The organism is Luteimonas sp. Soil_N_1 (assembly GCF_057656255.1).
In genome coordinates this window covers 688963-708206 of record NZ_JBDGKS010000001.1, presented here as the reverse complement: position 1 = coordinate 708206, position 19244 = coordinate 688963, and the positions used below count along the sequence as shown (strand labels likewise).

Here is a 19244-nt window from a genome sequence, read left to right as displayed (position 1 = left end):
TGGTGGGTGGTACGGACGGGATTGAAGCCCGCGGGGTCGGGTCGCGACCGCGCGGGATACACACTCAGACGATGCGCGCGGCTTCGTCGAACGGCAGGCGCGGCGAGCGCGGGAAGATCGTCGACGGATCGCCGGTGCCGAGATTGATGATGAAATTCGACTTGATCGCGGTGCCGGGGAAGAACGCCTCGTCGACCTTGGCATTGTCGAAGCCCGACATCGGGCCGGTGTCCAGACCCAGCGCGCGCGCGGCCAGGATCAGATACGCGCCCTGCAGGCTGCCGTTGCGGAACGCCGGCACTTCGCGGTTCTCACGCGGACCGTCGAACCAGCTTTTGGCGTCGGTGTGCGGAAACAGGAACGGCAGCTTCTCGTGGAAATCTTCGTCGTGGGCGACGATCACGACGACCGGCGCGGCCATCGTCTTCTCGTAATTGCCTTCGCTCAGCGCCGGACCCAGCTTCGCCTTGCCCTGCGCCGACTTCACGAACACGAAGCGCGCGGGCGACGAATTGGCCGACGTCGGCGCGAACTTCAGCAGATCGTAGAGCTGGCGCAGCGTGTCGTCGCTGATGTCACCGCTGAACCCGTTATAGGTGCGGGCGGTGCGGAACAGCTGGTCGAGCGCGGCATCGGGCAGAACATGGGTCATCGGACAACCTCGGATCGGATGGGGCCAGGCAGGGCCGCAGTGTAGAGTCCTGCGGCGGCGCGACGCGTGCGTCGACGCAGAACGGATGATCACATACGTGGAACGTGGGCCGGGCGAAGAAAGGGATTACGGACGGATCTGGGCACTCAGCGATGGGCGCGCCGGCAACGCACGCCAGGCCGAAGCACTGGCTGCCGCCTTGTCGCCGCAGACGGACGCCCTGCATCTCGATCCGCGCGCGCCCTGGCGCTGGGCCGCACCGCGGCGCCTGCCCTACTCGAGGCACGCCTTCGGCAGCGATTACGTGACGCGCCTCCGCGCCGCGCCCGAGATCGCGATCGGCTGCGGCCGTCAGGCCGCGCTTGCGACGCGTCTGGCCGGCCAGTCCGGCGCACGCACGGTGCAGATCCTCGATCCACGCATCGATCCGAGGCTCTGGGATCTCGTCGTCGTGCCGGAGCACGATGCGCTGCGCGGCGACAACGTCCTGGTCGCACGCGGCAGCCTGCATCCGGTCGACGACGTGTGGCTGGCCGCCGCGCGCGACATGCACCCCGCACTGGGCGCCCTGCCCGGCCCGCGCATCGCGGTGCTGCTCGGCGGCGATTCGCGCCATGGCCGTTTCGATGTCGCCGCGTTCGGTGCACTCGCCGACCGGCTCGATGCGATCGTCGCACGCGATGGCGGCAGCCTGTTGCTGACCGGTTCGCGGCGCACGTCGCCGGACGTGCGCGATGCGCTGCGTGCGCGCTATGCCGGACGCGCCGGCTGCGTCTGGACGGGCGACCGCGACGGTGTGAATCCGTATGCGGGCATGCTCGGCTGGGCCGATCGCATCGTGTGCTCGTCGGACTCGGTCAACATGCTGTCGGAAGCCTGCGCGACACGCGCACCGGTATTCGTCTTCGCGCCGGGCCCGCTCGCCGGTGCACCGCAACGCTTCGTCGATGGCCTGCACGCGGATGGACGCGCGCGCCCGTTCGAGGATGCGCTGCCGGCGTTCGAGGTCACGCCCTTGCGCGAGACCGCGCGGATCGCAGCGCAGGTACGCCGGCGTCTGTCGGCGTCGCGTTGAGCGACGTCAGCGCAGTTCGAGCAACGCGTCGAACCGCTCGATCACCGCAAGCGCGCCGCAACCATGCAGATCGAAGTCGCGCCGGTAGCCGTAGCCGACCAGCACCAGCGGCGCACCCGCCGCGATCGCCGCGCCGGCATCGGCCGCCGAATCGCCGACCATCAGACACTGCGTGATGTCGACGCCAAAGCCTTCGGCCAGATGCAGCAGCGGCAGCGGATGCGGCTTGCGCTCGGGCAGATCGCCGGCGCCGAGCACCGCGTCGAAACAGCCGTCGATCCCCAGTGCCTCGAGCAGCGGCGGCACGAACTGCGACGGCTTGTTGGTGCACACCGCCATGCGTACGCCGGCGGCCTGCAGCGTCTGGAGGGTCGCCTCCACACCCGGATACAGCTGCGGATCGAGCAGCAGGCAATCCTCGTAGTGGCGGAGGAACCGCGGCATCACCGCATCGACCGTCTGCGTTTCGCCGGCGTGCTGCAGCGCCGAGGTGATCAGCTGGCGCGCACCGTCGCCGATCCAGCTGCGCACCGTGGCTTCGTCGACCTGCGCATGGCCCAGCTCGGCCAGCAGGCGGTTGACCGCTGCGGCGATGTCGGAGGCACTGTCGACGAGGGTGCCGTCGAGATCGAACAGCACGACCGGCCAGGGAAACGTGCGCGGCGCGGCAGCATCAGCCATGGAACACCTGCTTCGAACGGGGGCCGCACAGTGTGCGGCATCGGCGCTGCAACACTGCGTTGGCACGCCGGGGTTCACGACGCCGGCGCGGCCGCCTATGCTCGCGGCCGCGGCGACGCGCCGCCCGCTGGAGTCCACGATGTCGATCACCACAACCGCGACCACCGCGTCCAACGACGCGCCGCGCCTGCTGCGCACGCTGTGCAACCACTGGCGGCACAAGTTTGAGATCACCCGCGATGACGAGGGCGGTCACGCCTTCATCCCGTTCCAGGGCGAGGAATACGGCGCCGACTTCTTCGTCGAGGACGACACGCTGCGCATTGTGCTGACCCAGCCCACGGCCGAGGAGGTCGAGCGCTACCAGCAGGTCATCGAGAACCATCTGCAGCGCTTCGCACGCGACGAGACGCTGGCGTTCGACTGGCAGCCGGCCTGACCGGTCAGGTCTGACCCGGGGGCCATCGCGTCCCGCCCGCCGGCGTACCTGCAACGGCGCTCAGCGGTAGCGGGCTTCCATCAGGTCGAGATCGCGCACCAGCTTGCGGGCGACCTCGTCGGAGATCTCCCGGTGCCGCGCGAGCGCATAGATGCGTTCGCGCTCGGCATGCACGCCGGCCAGGCGCAGCGCGCGCTCGGCCTCGTCGGCGCGGCGCAGTTCGGCGGCGTCCACGCCCAGCGCGCCGTCGCGCCGCAGACGCTCCTCGTACAGGGCCATCACCCGCACCGCGGCGCTGGCGTAGAGGTCGGGATTGGCCTGCGCCGCCGGCAGTGCATGCTGCGCACGCTCAACTGCGGCCACGGCGGCAACCGCCGCTTCATGGCGGGCCCGGTCGAGTTCACGGTCGTCCTCGTCCTCCTCCGGCACTTCGAGGCCCCGCAGCAGGCGCGGCAGCACGAAACTGCCGAGCAGCAGCGACAGGATGATCACCGCGGCGGCGAGGAAAATGGCCAGATCCCGGGTCGGAAACGGCGAGCCGTCGTCGAGCAGCAGCGGCAGCGTCAGCACACCCGCCAGGGTGATCGCGCCGCGCACGCCGGCCAGCGACATCGCCGCGACCAGGCGCACGCGCGGCCGGGTGTCATGGCGACCGCTGCGGTACAGCCCGATCCGCAGCGACACCCAGACCCAGGCGAAACGCAGTGCGAACAGGCTGGCGTAGATCGCGAAGACATAGACCGCCAGCCACCAGGGATCGACGTGCCCGGCCTCGCGGACCGAACGCACCGCACGTTCGAGGATCCACGGCAACTGCTCGCCCAGCAGCACGAAGATGATGCCGTTGAGCGAGAACTGCACCGTGTCCCAGACCGCCGCGCGCTGCACGCGGGTGGTCGCCAGTGCGCGGCCGCTGAGTTCGACGTAGCTCATCGTCACGCCCGCGGCGACCGCGGCGAGGATGCCCGAGGCGCCGATCTGTTCGGCCAGCAGATAGGCACCGAACGGCGTCAGCAGGCTGATCAGGATCGGCGTGCCGGCCTCCTCGCCGAACACGCGCGAGACCAGTGCATGACCGCGGTTGATGCCGATCGTCAGCGCCACGCCCACCGCGACTCCCGCCAGTGCCAGCCACAGGAAGGTCAGCGACGCCGACATCAGCGAAAACGTGCCGGTCAGCGCCGCGGCGACCGCGAAGCGGAAGCACACCAGACCGGACGCATCGTTGAGCAGCGATTCGCCTTCGAGGATGTGCATTACACGCTTGGGAATCGGTGCGCGCGCGGCGATCGACGACACCGCCACCGGATCGGTCGGCGACAGGATCGCCGCCAGCGCGAACGCGACCGCCAACGGCATCACCGGGATCATCCAGTGGATCAGCAGACCCGCGCCGATGACCGTGAATACCACGAGGCCGAGCGCCAGTTGCAGGATCAGCCCGCGGTCGCGGAACAGGCCGCTCTTGGGAATGCGCCAGCCGTCGAGGAACAGCAGCGGCGGCAGGAACAGCACGAAGAACAGGTGCGGATCAAGGGTCACGCCCTGGCCGAACACGCCGGCAATCGTCGCGCCCAGCGCGATCTGCACCAGCGGCAACGGCAGGGGCAGCCAGCGCGGCAATACACGGGTCAGGTAACCACTGGCGACCACGGCCAGCAGCATCACCAGGACGACTTCGATCGAGTGCATTGCGGGCGGACGAGGCGCGGGCGCGAGGCCGCCACGATAGCGCCGATGTCGCCACCCGGCGCACCGACACGGCGCCTGCATGGGCCGGCACCTAGAATCGGAGCCTTCTTCACCCGATGGTGCGCACGATGGACAACCCGCTGCTCGATTTCTCCGGCCTGCCGCGTTTCGACGAGATCGAGCCGGCGCACGTGCAGCCCGCGATCGACACGCTGGTCGCCGAGGCCGACACCGCGCTGGCGCTGGCCGGACGCGCGCAGCCGGTGACCTGGGACAGCGTGGTCGTGCCGCTCGAGGACGCCACCGAACGGCTGGGGCGCGCGTGGAACCAGGTCGGCCATCTCAATGCGGTGGTCAACACGCCCGTCATGCGCGAGGCCTACAACACCGCCCTGCCCAAGGTGACGCGCTTCTTCAGTGCACTGGGGCAGGACCAGGCGCTGTTCGCGGCCTACCAGTCACTGTCCGACCAGGCCAATGTGCTGGGTCTGGATGCACTGCAGCGGCGCGTGCTCGCACATGCGCTGCGCGACTTCCGGCTCGGCGGCGCCGCGCTGGACGACGGCGACCGTGCACGGTTCGCGGAGGTCCAGCAGGCACTCGCGAAGCTGTCGTCGGAGTTCTCCGAACACGTGCTCGACGCCACTGACGCGTTCGCGGTGTATGTGGAGGATCTGTCCGAACTCGACGGTTTGCCGGAAGAGACCCTCGCGGCCGCACGCGCGGCAGCCGAGCGCGACGGGCGACAGGGCTGGAAGCTGACCCTGCAGATGCCGTCCTACCTGCCGATCCAGACCTACGCGGGCGATCGCGCCCTGCGCGAGCGCTTCTACCGGGCCTACGGCCTGCGGGCGTCGGAAACCGGGCCCGAAGCGCTCGACAACGGCCCCCTGATCACCCGCATCCTCGCGCTGCGCGACGAACAGGCACGCCTGCTCGGCCATGCGAGCTACGCCGATCTGGCGCTCGCGACGAAGATGGCGACCACGCCCGATGCGGTGCTCGACTTCCTCCGCGACCTCGCCGCACGTGCACGTCCCCATGCCGAACGGGACCGCGAGGCGCTGTCCGAATTCGCGCGCACGCAGCTCGGCATCGACACGCTCGAGCCCTGGGACATCGCGTTCACCAGCGACCGCCTGCGCCAGGCGCGTTACGACTACTCGGCGCAGGCGGTGAAACGCTACTTCACCGAGGACCGCGTGCTGGCCGGGCTGTTCGACGTGATCCATGCGCTCTACGGCCTGCGCGTCGAGCGCGACGAGGCGCCGGTGTGGCACGAGGACGCGCGCTTCTACCGGCTGGTCGACGCCGACGGCGCGCTGGTCGGCCAGTTCTATCTCGACCTCTATGCCCGCGAGGGCAAGCGTGGCGGTGCGTGGATGGACGACTGCCGCAACCGACGCGCGACCGCCGCCGGCATGCAGACGCCGCTGGTCTACCTGGTCTGCAACTTCGGCCGCGGCACCGGCGGCCGCCCGGCCACGTTCACCCATGACGAGGTCACCACGCTGTTCCACGAGATGGGCCACGGCCTGCACCAGTTGCTGACCCGGGTCGACACGCTGCCGATCGCCGGCATCAACGGCGTGGAGTGGGACGCGGTGGAACTGCCCAGCCAGTTCATGGAGAACTTCTGCTGGGAATGGGACCGCGTGCAGGGCATGACCGCACATGTCGACACCGGCGAGCCGCTGCCCCGTGAGCTGTTCGACCGCATGCGCGCCGCGCGTAATTTCCAGAGCGGTCTGCAGACGCTGCGGCAGATCGAGTTCGCGATGTTCGACATGCAGCTGCATGCCGGTTTCGATCCCGCGCAGGACGCCGTGCTGACGCTGCTGGAGCGCGTGCGCGACGAAGTGGCGGTCAACCGCACGCCGGCCTGGCACCGGTTCCCGCACCAGTTCAGCCATATCTTCGCCGGCGGTTACGCGGCCGGGTACTACAGCTACAAGTGGGCCGAGGTTCTCAGTGCCGACGCCTACGCCGCGTTCGAGGACGCGCCCGACCGGCTGGCCGAAACCGGTGCGCGTTTCCGTAACGAAATCCTGTCGCGTGGCGGCAGCCGCGACGCGATCGAGAACTTCCGTGCATTCCGCGGACGCGACCCGGACATCGCCGCGCTGTTGCGGCACACCGGCATCGCCGCCTGACCTGGCGGCGTGACCCGCCCGCCGCAGACGCGGCGGGCGGTCGCACGGATCAGCTGTCGGCCAGCTGCGCCTTGCGGATCTGCGCATCCACCGAGGCGATCGCGGTCATGTTGATGACGCGGCGCGGGGTGGCGGACGGGGTGAGGATGTGCGCGGGCTTGTTGACGCCCATCAGGATCGGGCCGAGCGCGGCACCACCGGTCATCACGCGGATCATGTTGTAGGTGATGTTGGCGGCGTCGATGTTCGGGAACACGAACAGGTTCGCACGGCCGCTCAGCGTGGTGTCGGGGAGCATGCGGCGGCGCAGGGTTTCGTCCCATGCGGTGTCGCCCATCATCTCGCCGTCGAACTCCAGCTTCGGCGCGCGGCGCACGAGGATCTCGCGGACTTCGCGCATCTTGCGGGCGCTCGGGTCGTCGTGGCTGCCGAAGTTGGAGTGCGACAGCAGCGCGATCTTCGGCTCGATGCCGAACAGCTTCAGGCGGTACGCGGCCTGGATGGTGCTCTCGGCGATCTGCTCGGCGGTCGGGTCGGGCTGCACGTGGGTGTCGACGAAGAACCACAGGCCCTGGTCGTTGACCACACCGGTCATCGCCGAGGTGCTCTGCAGGCCCGGGTCGAGGCCCAGCACGCTGCGCACGTAGCCGAGCTTCTTGTGGAAGCGGCCGACGATGCCGGTGATCATCGCGTCGGCTTCGCCGCGGTCGACCATGATCGCGGCGATCAGCGTCGGGCGCGAACGCAGCAGGTTCTTCGCCGAATCCGGCGTCACGCCACGACGCGAGGTCAGCGCGTGGTAGTGCTGCCAGTACTCGTTGAAGCGGGGATCGTCGTTGATGTTGGTCAGTTCGAAATCGCGACCGGCGACCAGACGCAGGCCCAGACGCTTGATGCGCATGTCGATGACGTCGGGGCGGCCGATCAGGATCGGCGTCGCCAGACCTTCGTCGACCACGGTCTGCACCGCGCGCAGCACCACTTCCTCTTCGCCTTCGGCGTAGACGATGCGCTGGCGGTCACCGCGCGCACGGTCATAGACGGGCTTCATCACGAGGCCGGTGCGGTGGATGAACTGGCCGAGCTTCTCGCGATAGGCGCGCATGTCCTCCATCGGACGCAACGCGATGCCCGACGCCATCGCGGCTTCGGCGACGGCCGGGGCGACGATGGTCAGCAGGCGCGGGTCGAACGGGCGCGGGATGATGTATTCGCGGCCGAAGCTCGGGATCTCCTCGCCGTAGGCGCTGCCCAGATCGCTGGCTTCTTCCTTCGCCAGCTGCGCGATCGCGTGGACGCAGGCGAGCTTCATCGCTTCGTTGATGCCGGTCGCGCCGACGTCGAGCGCGCCGCGGAAGATGTACGGGAAACAGACCGCGTTGTTGACCTGGTTGGGATAGTCGCTGCGGCCGGTCGCGATGATCGCGTCCGGGCGCACGCGCTTGGCATCTTCCGGCATGATTTCCGGATACGGATTGGCCAGCGCGAGGATCACCGGATTCGGGGCCATCGCCTCGACCATTTCCGGCTTCAGGATGCCGCCGGCCGACAGGCCGAGAAACACGTCCGCGCCTTCGAGGATCTCGGCCAGCGTGCGCTTGTCGGTGTCGCGCGCGTAGCGCGCCTTGTCCGGGTCGAGATTGTCGCGGCCGGTGTGGATCACGCCGTCGCGGTCGAAAGCGAGGATGTTCTCGGGCTTGAGGCCCAGTGCGACCAGCATGTCCAGGCACGCGATACCCGCGGCGCCCGCGCCGGTGGTGGCGAACTTGACGTCCTCGATGCGCTTGCCGGCGATCTCGAGCGCGTTGACGATCGCCGCGCCGACGATGATCGCGGTGCCGTGCTGGTCGTCGTGGAACACCGGGATCTTCATCCGCTCGCGCAGCTTGCGCTCGACGATGAAGCACTCCGGCGCCTTGATGTCTTCGAGGTTGATGCCGCCGAAGGTCGGTTCGAGGCTGGCGATGATTTCGACCAGCTTGTCGGGATCGGTCTCGTCGACCTCGATGTCGAACACGTCGATGCCGGCGAACTTCTTGAACAGCACGCCCTTGCCTTCCATGACCGGCTTGCCGGCCAGCGCGCCGATGTTGCCCAGGCCCAGCACCGCGGTGCCGTTGGAGATCACTGCGACCAGATTGCCGCGCGCGGTGAGCTCGCTTGCGGCGTTGGGATCCTTGACGATCTCCTCGCAGGCGTAGGCGACACCCGGCGAATACGCCAGGGCGAGATCGCGCTGCGTCAGCATCGGCTTGGTCGCGCTGACCGTGATCTTGCCGGGCGGCGACGCGCGGTGATAGTCGAGGGCGGCCTGGCGGAATTCGTCGTTGGACATCGTCGGGGGATCTGCTCTGGAAAAAATGACGCGGGACAGGATTCTAACCCCGCCCCGCGCAAACCCCTGGACGGGGGCGTGTGGTCCGCTTCAGGCGCCGGGGTGACGGCCCGGCCGGAGCGCCCGGCCGGGCCGTCCGGTCAGAACACCACCTGGGTCCGGATGTTGAAGGTGTTGCCCGCATCCTGACCCGCGTAGGCGCCGACCTGGTTGTCGGTGTTCCAGCGCACGTAGTTGAACATCACGCGCGACCAGTTGTTGAGGTACCAGTTCACGCCCAGCGTCCATGAATCGGACTGGCCACCGCGCGCGGCGTCGGTGAAGTCGTACTTGTCGTAGCGGGTCGCCAGCTCCCAAGCGCCGATGCCGCCATCGGTGACCGGGCGCGCGACGCGGGTGGTGCCCCAGACGCCCGAGCGGGCGCTGAAACCGGGACGCTCGCCGGTGATCAGCCAGCCGGCGTAGGCCGAGTGGGCCTTCTGGTCGACATCGCCGACCGAGGTCGAGCGCAGCGTGGTCTCGCTGGTCTCGGCGAAGGCCCAGAAGTTGCGCCAGGTACCGCCCAGTTCCGCGCCCCAGGCCTTCTCGCCGGTGACGTCGTTGATCGCGCTGGCCGACACACGGACGTTGTCGTTGAAGCGCGAGGCCACACGCGGCGTACGGTTGATGCGGTTGGTGTCGATGCCGTAGTCCTCGTGTACGTACCAGCCGCCCACATGCAGGAAGCCTGCCGGACGCTTGATCGGATTCACGTGGCCGCGGAACGAATAGGTCAGCGAGTCGGTCTCGGTACCGGTGTTGCCCGCGTCGTCGCCGGAGACGCCGAACGTGGTGTGCCAGTTCTGGCCGATCATCTTCATCTGCACGCCGAGGCCGAAGTAGCCGCTGGCGGGCATGCCGACGCTGGCGACCGCGTTGCGTTCCATGAACGGCGTGCGGGTCAGCGTGGTGCTCGAGTCGATCGCACGGTCCTTGAGCTTGTTGCCGACGTAGAACTCGGTCGGAATGCTGCCCAGCTGGGTGTTCCAGCGCAGGTAGGCGTCCGACAGGCTGACCGCATTGCCCGAAAGCTCGGCGTCGATCTTGTAGCCCAGCGCACCGATGTTGCCCTGCGCGCCCAGACGCGCCTGGCGCAGGTTGGTGCCGGTGATGTTGCGGGCATCGAAGTTGGAGCCGTGCGTGGACGAGAAGTCCACCAGCACGCGGCCGCGCGGATTGAAGGTGAAGCTGCGGTCGCTGCTGCGGAACTCGGGACCACCGCGGCGCCAGCTGACGTTGCCACCACCGCCCCCACCGCCGCCGGCAGCGAGCTGCGCGACCTGGGCCTGGAGGATGGCCATGTCGTCCTGGCGGGTGTCGGCGACGGCGGCGTCGATCTGCGCCTGCACGCCATCGACCGGGGCGGCGTCGGGGCCTGCAGCGACGGCCGGCGCGCCCATCGCATCGAGGCGCTGGTTGAGCGCCTGCAGCTGTGCGGATTGCTGGCGGATCTGTTCGGCCTGCAGGCGGATCAGTTCACGCAGTTCGGTTTCGGTGGCGGTGTCGGCAGCGAGGGCGGGCAGCGCGGCCAGGCCCAGCAGGGCGCCGGCGGCCAGCGCGCGGGTGTGCTTGCGATTCATTCTGTGTTCTCTCCCGGAAATGCAGTGCGTGGACGGCTCAGTCGCCGTCTTCTTCGAAATCGGCGTCGTCGTCTTCGACCGGCGGCGGCAGCGTCGCGGTCTGGCCCGTCAGGGGCTGCAGGCTGACCGGCGGTGCGGCCATGAAGCCGTTCGCACGGGCCCACGTGGTGAACAGGCGCGGCCACTGCGCGACCTGCGTGCCGGGCCGGCCGAGGCCCCAGCTGTGGCCGCCACGGTCGAAGATGTGCATCTCCACCGGCACGTTCTGCGCGCGCGCGGCCTGGAACATCAGCAGGCTGTGGTTGACGTCGGCGATGCGGTCATCGGCGGCGTGCGCCAGGAACACCGGCGGCATGTCGCTGCGCACGTGGCTTTCGACCGAATAGGCCTCGACCGCGTCGGGCTGCGTGGCGAGCTCGCGACGGCTGCGCGTGGTGTCGTACGGCGGCTTCAGCGTGACCACCGGGTACAGCATCGCCAGGAAATCCGGACGCGACGGCAGGCGGTCGCTGGCATCGAGTGCCGGATAGAAGTCGTGGTCGAAGCGCGTGGCGAGGATGCCGCCCAGATTGGCGCCGGCCGACGAGCCCATGACGCCGATCTTGGTCGGGTCGATGCCCAGCTCGCTGGCATTCGCACGCAGCAGGCGCATCGCGCGCTGGCCGTCGGCGAACGGTGCGGATGCCGGCCAGCCGTCGACGGGCATGCGGTAGTACAGCACCACGCTGGTCACACCGATCGACGCCAGCCACTGCGCCATCGGACGCGCGGCGGTGCCGATCTGGATACGGAAGTAACCGCCGCCGCCGAGAATCAGGACCGCGGTGCCGTTCGGATTCGCCGGACGGTGGATTTCCATGCGCGGCTGCGAGACGCGGGTGACCGCGCCCATCGCACTGCCTTCGTTGCCGACCTGTTCGGGGCCCTGCACCACGCGGGGCAGATGACCTTCGGGCCACAGGTCCAGCATCTGCACGCTGCCGGTCTGGGCGGATGCGGGCAGTGCCAGACAGGCAGCCAGCAGGGCCAGCAGAATGCCGGCGTATCGTGTTGTCGATTTCATTTCGTGCCCTCCCGCACGGCGCTTTCGTTCTGTGCCGGGCCGCTGAAGGGATTGCATGTACAGCGGACCGGCGCGATGTCCCCGGGGTTCGAGCGAACCGGCGGAGAACGGGCCCACGCAGCAGAGGTGCCCGCGAACCGTGTCACGTTTTACCGTGCGCGCGCCCGATCACCGATAGCGCATTGGTACTACGCGCGCCGTAAACCCGCATCGCGCGACGGCACGCGGGCAGCGTGCGCGTCGCGCTGGGTGCAGGACACGCCCGTGACGTTCCGGGGCCTCAGGGCGCCCGGAAGCCGCAGTCCCCGGGCGCTGCCAGCGTGAGGCAGGTCGACTGCAGGCCGGCCGCGTCGGGCGCGGTGCCGGTGTCGAGCCAGGTCTCCAACGCGCGCAGCGCCGACCGGTACGTGGCCGCACGCAGCCGGCTGTGGTCGTGCTCGTCGGTCGCCACCGGCACCAGCAGGTGGCCACGGCCGGCACCGTCGACGATGTCGCGGTAGGCATCGAGCGCATCGACCGACACCACCTGGTCGTAGGCCGCATGCACGGCCAGCGTCGGCAGCACGATCAGGCCCGACAGGTCGGCGTCGTAGGCCAGCTGCGCCACCGCCGCCGGGTCGGCCGCGAAACGCTGTACCCGGGCGTTGAGCGCCTCGTCGTCGCGCGAACCGCGGTAGACGGTGTCCATGTTGCCGAACGGATTGCCGCCCTGCAGGCGCAGATGCACGAGATCCTGGAAAAGAAAGGTGGCCCAGGACAGGTGGCTGACCAGCCGGGCCTCCGCGATGCCCGTCACCGCCAGGATGTCGGCCAGGCGCGCCGCCTGGTCGGGCGTCCGGTCGGCAGGATCTGCCGCGATGCCGGTGCAGGCGTCCACCCGCCCCTGCAGGTCCTCGCGGGACATCCCGGCCCCGGCCGGCAGCCCCTGCCACAGCGGATACTGCGGCTCGCCGGCAGCCGGGTGGTTGCCGCAGACGGCCTGGTAGACCGCGCGCAGGTCGGCCCGGAAACCGTAGGCCCGGGTGCCGCCGAACAGCAGGCCGTTGGTGGTCAGCACCGCGTCGTAGTACGGACGGCCCTCGACATCGAGCGCGCCGAGTTCGGCCAGCTTGGCCGCCACGTTGCCGCCCCAGGACTGCCCGTGCAGCACCGTGCGCTGGGGCCGGCCCCAGCGGGCCCAGAACGCGCGCCGGCTGGCGTCGACATCCTCGGCCGCGCTGCGCACGCCATAGCCGCCGCGGCGGTAGGTCGAGCCGATCCATGCGTAGCCGGCCTCGACCATCGCCGCATAGCGGTCCAGGTCCTCGGCCGAGTCGCCGTCCTGCGGCGCGGACAGCCGCGGTCCGCCATGGGCGTGGACGATCAGCCGGTCGTTCACCGCGTGCGGAATCGCGGCCAGCAGCCAGGCGCCGTTGGCGTCACGCGCGGCATGGCAGTGCGCGATTTCCGCCACCGATGCCGGACAGTCCGTGGCCTCGAACGTCACCGCATCGTTTGCCGCCCACAGTGCCGGGGCGGCGATCAGCGTGGTCACGCCTGCGAGGAGATGGCGGCGCAGGGCGCGGCTCGTATCGTGAAGAGTCATCGCCACCTCAGAACGACCGGCTGATGTTGACGTACCAGTAGCGCCCCCACGGGTTGTGCAGCGACCCGCGGTAGCCGCCATCGGCCAGCGAGGGACCTTCGTCGGTCAGGTCGCGCACCCCGATGCGGACCGCGGTGCTGTCGGCGAACCGGTACTGGCCATAGGCATTGGACACCAGGCGGTCGTCGACCACCCACGGCGCGCCGGACAGGCCCAGCAGCTGCGGCTGTTCGAACGAACTCATGTACTGCGCCGAATAACCGGCGCGCCACGGCCCCTTGTTCCAGGTCAGCGATGCGCTCGCGCGCCATTCCGGACGGCCGTTCTGGCCGATCAGCTGGCTCGGATCGGGCAGCGGCGTCAGCGCGTCGATCGTGCCGGCGTCGCGTGCGGCATACAGCGCGTTGACGATGTCGCCCGGGTCACGGGTGAACTCCATCAGCTTGGTCGCATTGATGTTGACGTTGAAGCTGCCGAAGCGCGTACGGCGCAGCGACCAGTTCATCGCCACGTCGAGACCACCGGCGGTCTGCGGCTGCAGGTTGATGAAGCGGTCGTTGATCGAGGTCACGCGACCCACCGGCGCGAGGCCGGTGCCCTCGAAGAACTCGATGTCCTCTTCGGTCGGGGCGGCGCGGTTCACCAGCGGATTGGTGCCGCCCTGCAGGCGGTCGAGATAGTCGACCGTCAACGCGGTCTGCGCGCCGAGCAGGCCGACGATCTGCTCCTGCTGGATCCGCCAGCGGTCGATGGTGAAGGTGAACTGGCCCAGGTGCGCGGGCACGAACGTCGGCTGCAGGACCAGGCCGAACGAGGTGTTGGTGCTTTCCTCCGGTTCGAGATCCGGGTTGCCGGCCACCAGCAGCGACACGCCGGCCGTGTTCTGGCCACAGGCACTGAAGGACGCGATGCGACCCGCGCGCAGATCGGCCTCGCAGCGGATGTGGTCCATGCCGCTGGCCAGACGCGCGTATTCGGTCGCGTTGGTCTGCTCGAGGTTGGGGGCGCGGAAGCCCTCCGAGTAGGAACCACGCAGACGCACGCCGTCGACGACATCCCAGGCCAGCGCGACCTTGGGCTTGGCGACCGAACCGAAGTCCGAATACCGCTCGTAGCGTCCGGCCAGCTGCATGTTGAGACTGCGCATCAGCGGCACGCCCATCTCCGGCGACACCAGCGGCACCGCGAACTCGACGAACGCCGAGCCGACGTTGCGCGACCCGCGCGTGTCGGGATTCGGACTCACCGCGGCGGCGTTGCTGATGCTGGTTTCGCCGGTGACGAGGTCGGTGAACGTAAAGGTCCCGTCGAGGTTCGCATCGCGATCGTCGTGCTGGGTCTCGCGGCGCGCCTCGAGCCCGAACGCGACGCCGACGTCGCCCGCGGGCAGCGCGAACAGGTCGGCGCGGCTCAGCTTGAAGTCGGCCATCGTCAATGTCGTACGCGACTTGCGGACCAGATCGAACACGATGCCGCCGACCGCCGCCTGCGAACTGGGCGAGCAGTCGCCGAAGGTCGGCGTGTCCACACAGCCGCCGCTGAAGGGGTTGTAGGCGTCCGGCGTCGACAGGGCCAGCTGCTGCTGCAGGGCGGTCATGTTGACGTTCGGCGAGCGGTCCTCGGCCTGCGCTTCGGAATAGAGCAGCGCGGTCTCCCAGTCGAAACCGTTCCAGTCGCCCCGCAGGCCGGCCAGGAACCGGGTCTGGTAGTTCTCCACGCGCACGCGCTGGAAGCCGGTGTCGACGTAGCGGTAGTTGGTCATCTGCACCGGCAGGCCGTTCGCGGACACGCCGGTCAGGCCGGGCAGCCGGTTGGGGTTGGCGGTGCCGTCGGCGAACGTGACCGGACCGAACGGGTTCCAGTAGTTGCTTGCCGGAATCCAGATGGAATTGAGGTTGACCACCGGCGGCTGCGTGGCTTCGCTGACCGCGCGGTACAGACCGAACTCGCCGAAGGCCTCGATGCCCGGCGTGATCTCGTAGTGGCCTGTCAGATAGGCGTTCAGACGCTCGACCGAGGGCCGCACGGTGGTGCCCTGACGCGTGTCGTAGCGCATCTCGCGATTGGTGGTGTTGAAGTTGTGGTTGCCGCTGGCCAGGCACAGGTCCTCGCCGACCGACACGCCGCAACCGAAGCTCGATGGCTGGATGCGGAAGGCGCCGGCGGCGTTGGTGACGGCAACGCCGTTGGAGCGGATCACCGCGCGCGGACCGACGTTGAGCCGCGCCCACGGCGTGTGCGACGAGCGGCCGTCGAGTGCGGGCAGGCCGGCGAAATCCGGATAGTCGGCGAACAGCGGACGCAGATCGTCCGTTGCGGTGTAATCCTGGTCCTGCGCGCGCAGTTCAGACCGGTCCACGTAGTTCAGGAACAGCGACACGTTGCCGCGGTCGTAGTTCTTGCCCGCGAACAGGCTGGTCTCGAACTCGCGCATGCCCGTGCCTTCGGCGCCGCCGTAGCGCGTGCTGACGGTCAGGCCTTCGAAGTCGCGCTGCAGCACCGTGTTGACGACACCGGCGACCGCGTCGGCGCCGTAGATCGCGGCGGCGCCGTCGAGCAGCACTTCCAGGCGGTCCAGCCCGGAGACCGGAATCGCATTGGAGTTGAAGCTCTGCACCGGCACGGTGCCGGTGTCCGACGTGCCCTGGCTGGTCGGGTGCTGCACCAGGCGGCGACCGTTGAGCAGCACCAGCGTGTTGCCGACGCCGAGCGAGCGCAGGTTGACCGAATTGACGTCGCCGCGCGCCGCGTTGCTGGTCTGCGCACTGTTGGAGGCATCGAACAGCACGTCGCCCATCTGCGGAATGCTGCGCATCAGCTCGTCACCGGACGTGGCACCGGAGGCATCGATCTGATCGGCGTCGAACACCACGACCGGCAGTGCGTCGGTGGTCGGCGCGCCACGGATGTTGGAGCCGACCACCACCACCCTGTCGAGCGTGGTGGCATCGTCCTGCGCCTGCGCCGGTGTCGTCGCGGGCGTCGTGGCGACCGCTCCGGACCTGTCGGTGGCCGCGCCCACCGGCGCCGGCGTCGCCTGCGCGAGACAGGTCTGGATCGCTGCGGCCAGAACGGCCACGGTCAAGGTCGCGCCCCTGCGCACGACACGTGTGGTGTTGGTCATTCTCTCTTCCCTCCCCAGGAAATTGATCGGAATTTCAGTCCAGTGCGAGCTTCGGCGGCGGCACCGGTTCGGCCACCGGCGCCACGACGACCGGCAATGGCGTGCCGTCCAGCGCGGCCGCGAGTGCGTCGCGATCCAGCGCGTTTTCCCAGCGCGAGACGACGACGGTCGCCACGGCATTGCCGATGAAGTTGGTGATCGAGCGGCATTCGCTCATGAAGCGGTCGATGCCGAGGATCAGCGCCATGCCCGCGACCGGCACCGTCGGCACCACCGACAGCGTCGCGGCCAGCGTGATGAAGCCGGCGCCGGTCACGCCGGCCGCGCCCTTGGAGCTGAGCATCGCGACCAGCAGCAACGTGACCTGCTGCCACAGCGTGAGTTCGGTGTTGGTGGCCTGGGCGATGAACAGCGCGGCCAGCGTCATGTAGAGATTGGTGCCGTCGAGGTTGAACGAGTAGCCGGTCGGCACGACCAGGCCGACGACCGACTTCTGGCAGCCGGCCTTCTCCATCTTCTCCATCAGCGACGGCAGCGCGGATTCCGACGACGAGGTGCCCAGCACCAGCAGCAGTTCGGCCTTCAGATAGCGGATCAGCTTGAAGATCGAGAAGCCGCAGGCGCGCGACACCGCACCCAGGATCACGAGTACGAAAAGCGCTGCGCTGACGTAGAACGTGCCGACCAGCCACGCCAGGTTCGCCAGCGACGACAGGCCGTACTTGCCGATGGTGAACGCGATCGCGCCGAACGCACCGATCGGCGCGGCCTTCATCAGGATGTGCACCAGCTTGAACACCGGCACGGTCAGCGTTTCGAGGAACGTCAGGACCGGCTTGCCCTTCTCGCCGACCAGCGCCAGCGAGATGCCGAACAGCACCGCGATGAAGAGCACCTGCAGGATGTTGCCGTCGACGAACGCACCGACCAGCGTGCCGGGAATGATGTCGAGCAGGAAGCCGGTCATCGACATCTCGTGCGACTTCTGCACATAGCCTTCGACGGCTGCGGTATCGAGCGAGGCCGGATCGATGTTCATGCCGACACCCGGCTGCACGATGTGCGCGACCACCATGCCGATCACCAGCGCAAGCGTGGAGAAGAACAGGAAATAGGTCATCGCCTTGGCGAACACCCGGCCCACCGTGCGCAGGTGGGTCATGCCGGCGATGCCGGTGACGATGGTCAGAAAGATCACCGGGGCGATGATCATCTTCACCAGCTTGATGAAGGCATCGCCGAGTGGCTTGAGTTGTTCGGCGAACGCCGGCTCGAAATGCCCGAGCATCGCGCCGAGCACGATCGCGATCAGGACCTGGACGTAGAGCTGGCGGTACAGGGGCAGGCGCGGCGCAGGTGCAACGGCAGGCGGAATCGCGTGCATGGGAAACAGTCCCGGAAGCGGCATTGCAGGGAAATGAATGCCAGGTGATGCGTTGTACGCGTGCGGCGGAGCGCTGCCGATAGCGCATTGGTGTTACCCGTCCGCGACTAGTGCTTTCGGACTAGTCCACACGCCTGCATGACGGGCCTGGACTAGAATCCCGGCGGTCGCGCGCGCGTGCGACCCTCCCCCCACCGCGACGGGTCGCCCCCGCGACACGCCGCCGCTCTCCCCCAAGGATTCCATGCGTCTTTTCCTGTTCCCGCTCGTGGCGCTGTGCGCCTGCACCGCCGTGCCCGCCGTCGCCGCCGAAGCCCAGGCCTGGCCGCCGAAGATCACGTTCGGCAATGACGTCACCCTCAGTGCGACCGGCAATTTCGCCTGGGACAACGCCCATTTCAGCGGCACGCCGCAGCTCGACAACGAGAGCGGCATGCGCCGTCGCGAGTTCGGCGCGACGATGAAGAAGGACGGCGTCTGGGACGCGATGGTGTACTACGAGTTCGAGACGCAGACCTGGTACGACGTGTTCGTGCGCTTCGAAAGCAAGGCGTTCTTCGGCCGCGACTTCGGCCAGTTCCGCTTCGGCCACATGAAGGTGCCGGTCGGCCTGGAAGGCGTGACCAGCTCGCGCGCCGGCACGTTCATGGAACTGGCGGCGCCGATCCAGGCGATCTACCAGGGCCGCCGCACCGGCGTGGAATGGACCCTCGAACGCGAGCAGGCGCTGTTCCAGCTCGGCGGCTACGGCGGCACCGACCTGCAGGGCGACAACCCCGGCCAGACCTATGCCGCGCGTGCCGCGTGGACGCCGCGCAAGGCCGCGGGCGATGTCCTGCACCTGGGCATCGCCGCGTCGCGGGAGAACCCGCAGGGCTGGACCGACGGCCGCGGCGTGGACTTCGACCCGACCGCGCGTCTGCAGGCGCGTCCGGCCACGGGCCTGAGCGCGGTCCGTCTGGTCGACTCGGGCAGCCTCGCCCCGGTGGGCCACATCCGGCGCACGGGTCTGGAAGGTATCTGGATCCAGGGCCCGGTCTCGCTGCAGTCCGAACTGCTGCGCGCCGACATCGCCCGCGACGACGGCCTGCCGGACTACCGCGCCGACGGCGGCTACGTCTCCGCAAGCTGGATGCTGACCGGCGAGAGCCGTCCCTACTCGGCCGGCAACGTCTCCAACCCGAAGCCGGCAAACGGCTACGGTGCGGTCGAACTGGCCGCGCGCTACAGCACGCTCGACCTTGACGACGGTCCGATCGATGGCGGTCGCCAGCACGACTGGACCTTCGGCGCGAACTGGTACATCACCCCGTACGTGAAGCTGCAGGCCAACTACGTCCGCGCCAACGCGACCCGAAATGGCGAGACCTCGCGACCGGAAGCCGTGGAAGTACGCGCCCAGGTGCACTTCTGAGTCCGGCGCGGAGCGGCGCGCCCGGTCG

Annotated in this window: 13 protein-coding genes; 4 read left to right on the top strand and 9 right to left on the bottom strand. The window is 68.8% G+C overall.

The features are described 5' to 3' along the window. Positions 1-64: 64 nt before the first annotated feature. Entirely contained in the window at positions 65-652 is a 588-nt protein-coding gene (locus AC3A4E_RS03210; protein ID WP_487630127.1) for a malonic semialdehyde reductase, read from the bottom strand. A gap of 85 nt (positions 653-737) precedes the next feature. Here AC3A4E_RS03210 and AC3A4E_RS03205 point away from each other — a divergent pair, with 85 nt between their 5' ends. Further along, positions 738-1727: a mitochondrial fission ELM1 family protein gene (locus AC3A4E_RS03205; RefSeq protein ID WP_487630126.1), complete on the top strand. Its 990-nt coding sequence runs from the start codon at positions 738-740 to the stop codon at positions 1725-1727. Between the two features lie 6 nt (positions 1728-1733). On the opposite strand, the gene gph is transcribed toward AC3A4E_RS03205, so the two are convergent. Next, on the bottom strand, positions 1734-2408 hold the full coding sequence (gene gph, locus AC3A4E_RS03200) for a phosphoglycolate phosphatase (RefSeq protein ID WP_487630125.1): 675 nt from the start codon (positions 2406-2408) through the stop codon (positions 1734-1736). Positions 2409-2547: 139 nt separating this feature from the next. Here gph and AC3A4E_RS03195 point away from each other — a divergent pair, with 139 nt between their 5' ends. Beyond that, a complete protein-coding gene (locus tag AC3A4E_RS03195; RefSeq protein ID WP_487630124.1) occupies positions 2548-2847 on the top strand; it encodes a DUF2218 domain-containing protein in 300 nt (99 codons plus the stop codon). 60 nt (positions 2848-2907) lie between these two features. Here AC3A4E_RS03195 and AC3A4E_RS03190 read toward each other — a convergent pair whose 3' ends face one another. Beyond that, positions 2908-4539, bottom strand: coding sequence for a Na+/H+ antiporter (locus AC3A4E_RS03190; RefSeq protein ID WP_487630123.1), 1632 nt, complete (start codon positions 4537-4539; stop codon positions 2908-2910). Positions 4540-4667: 128 nt separating this feature from the next. Here AC3A4E_RS03190 and AC3A4E_RS03185 point away from each other — a divergent pair, with 128 nt between their 5' ends. Further along, on the top strand, positions 4668-6692 hold the full coding sequence (locus tag AC3A4E_RS03185) for a M3 family metallopeptidase (RefSeq protein WP_487630122.1): 2025 nt from the start codon (positions 4668-4670) through the stop codon (positions 6690-6692). 49 nt (positions 6693-6741) lie between these two features. On the opposite strand, the gene AC3A4E_RS03180 is transcribed toward AC3A4E_RS03185, so the two are convergent. The 6 genes from AC3A4E_RS03180 to AC3A4E_RS03155 form a co-directional block, all read right to left on the bottom strand. After that, positions 6742-9027 carry an NADP-dependent malic enzyme gene (locus tag AC3A4E_RS03180; protein WP_487630121.1) on the bottom strand — a complete coding sequence of 762 codons (2286 nt, stop codon included), beginning with the start codon at positions 9025-9027 and terminating at the stop codon, positions 6742-6744. Positions 9028-9167: 140 nt separating this feature from the next. Further along, the gene (locus tag AC3A4E_RS03175) at positions 9168-10646 is read right to left on the bottom strand and encodes an OprO/OprP family phosphate-selective porin (RefSeq protein WP_487630120.1); all 1479 of its coding nucleotides are present in this window, start codon (positions 10644-10646) and stop codon (positions 9168-9170) included. A 37-nt stretch (positions 10647-10683) separates the two neighbouring features. Then, entirely contained in the window at positions 10684-11709 is a 1026-nt protein-coding gene (locus AC3A4E_RS03170; RefSeq protein ID WP_487630119.1) for an alpha/beta hydrolase, read from the bottom strand. A gap of 280 nt (positions 11710-11989) precedes the next feature. Next, complete coding sequence (locus AC3A4E_RS03165; protein ID WP_487630118.1) at positions 11990-13294, bottom strand: hypothetical protein; 1305 nt, start codon at positions 13292-13294, stop codon at positions 11990-11992. A 7-nt stretch (positions 13295-13301) separates the two neighbouring features. Next, positions 13302-16418 (bottom strand): TonB-dependent receptor plug domain-containing protein, encoded by a 3117-nt coding sequence (locus tag AC3A4E_RS03160; RefSeq protein WP_487630117.1) that lies wholly within the window; start codon positions 16416-16418, stop codon positions 13302-13304. Positions 16419-16452: 34 nt separating this feature from the next. Further along, complete coding sequence (locus tag AC3A4E_RS03155; protein WP_487630116.1) at positions 16453-17802, bottom strand: dicarboxylate/amino acid:cation symporter; 1350 nt, start codon at positions 17800-17802, stop codon at positions 16453-16455. Between the two features lie 244 nt (positions 17803-18046). On the opposite strand from AC3A4E_RS03155, the gene AC3A4E_RS03150 reads away from it, so the two are divergent. After that, the gene (locus AC3A4E_RS03150) at positions 18047-19216 is read left to right on the top strand and encodes an OprO/OprP family phosphate-selective porin (RefSeq protein ID WP_487630115.1); all 1170 of its coding nucleotides are present in this window, start codon (positions 18047-18049) and stop codon (positions 19214-19216) included. Positions 19217-19244 lie beyond the last annotated feature (28 nt).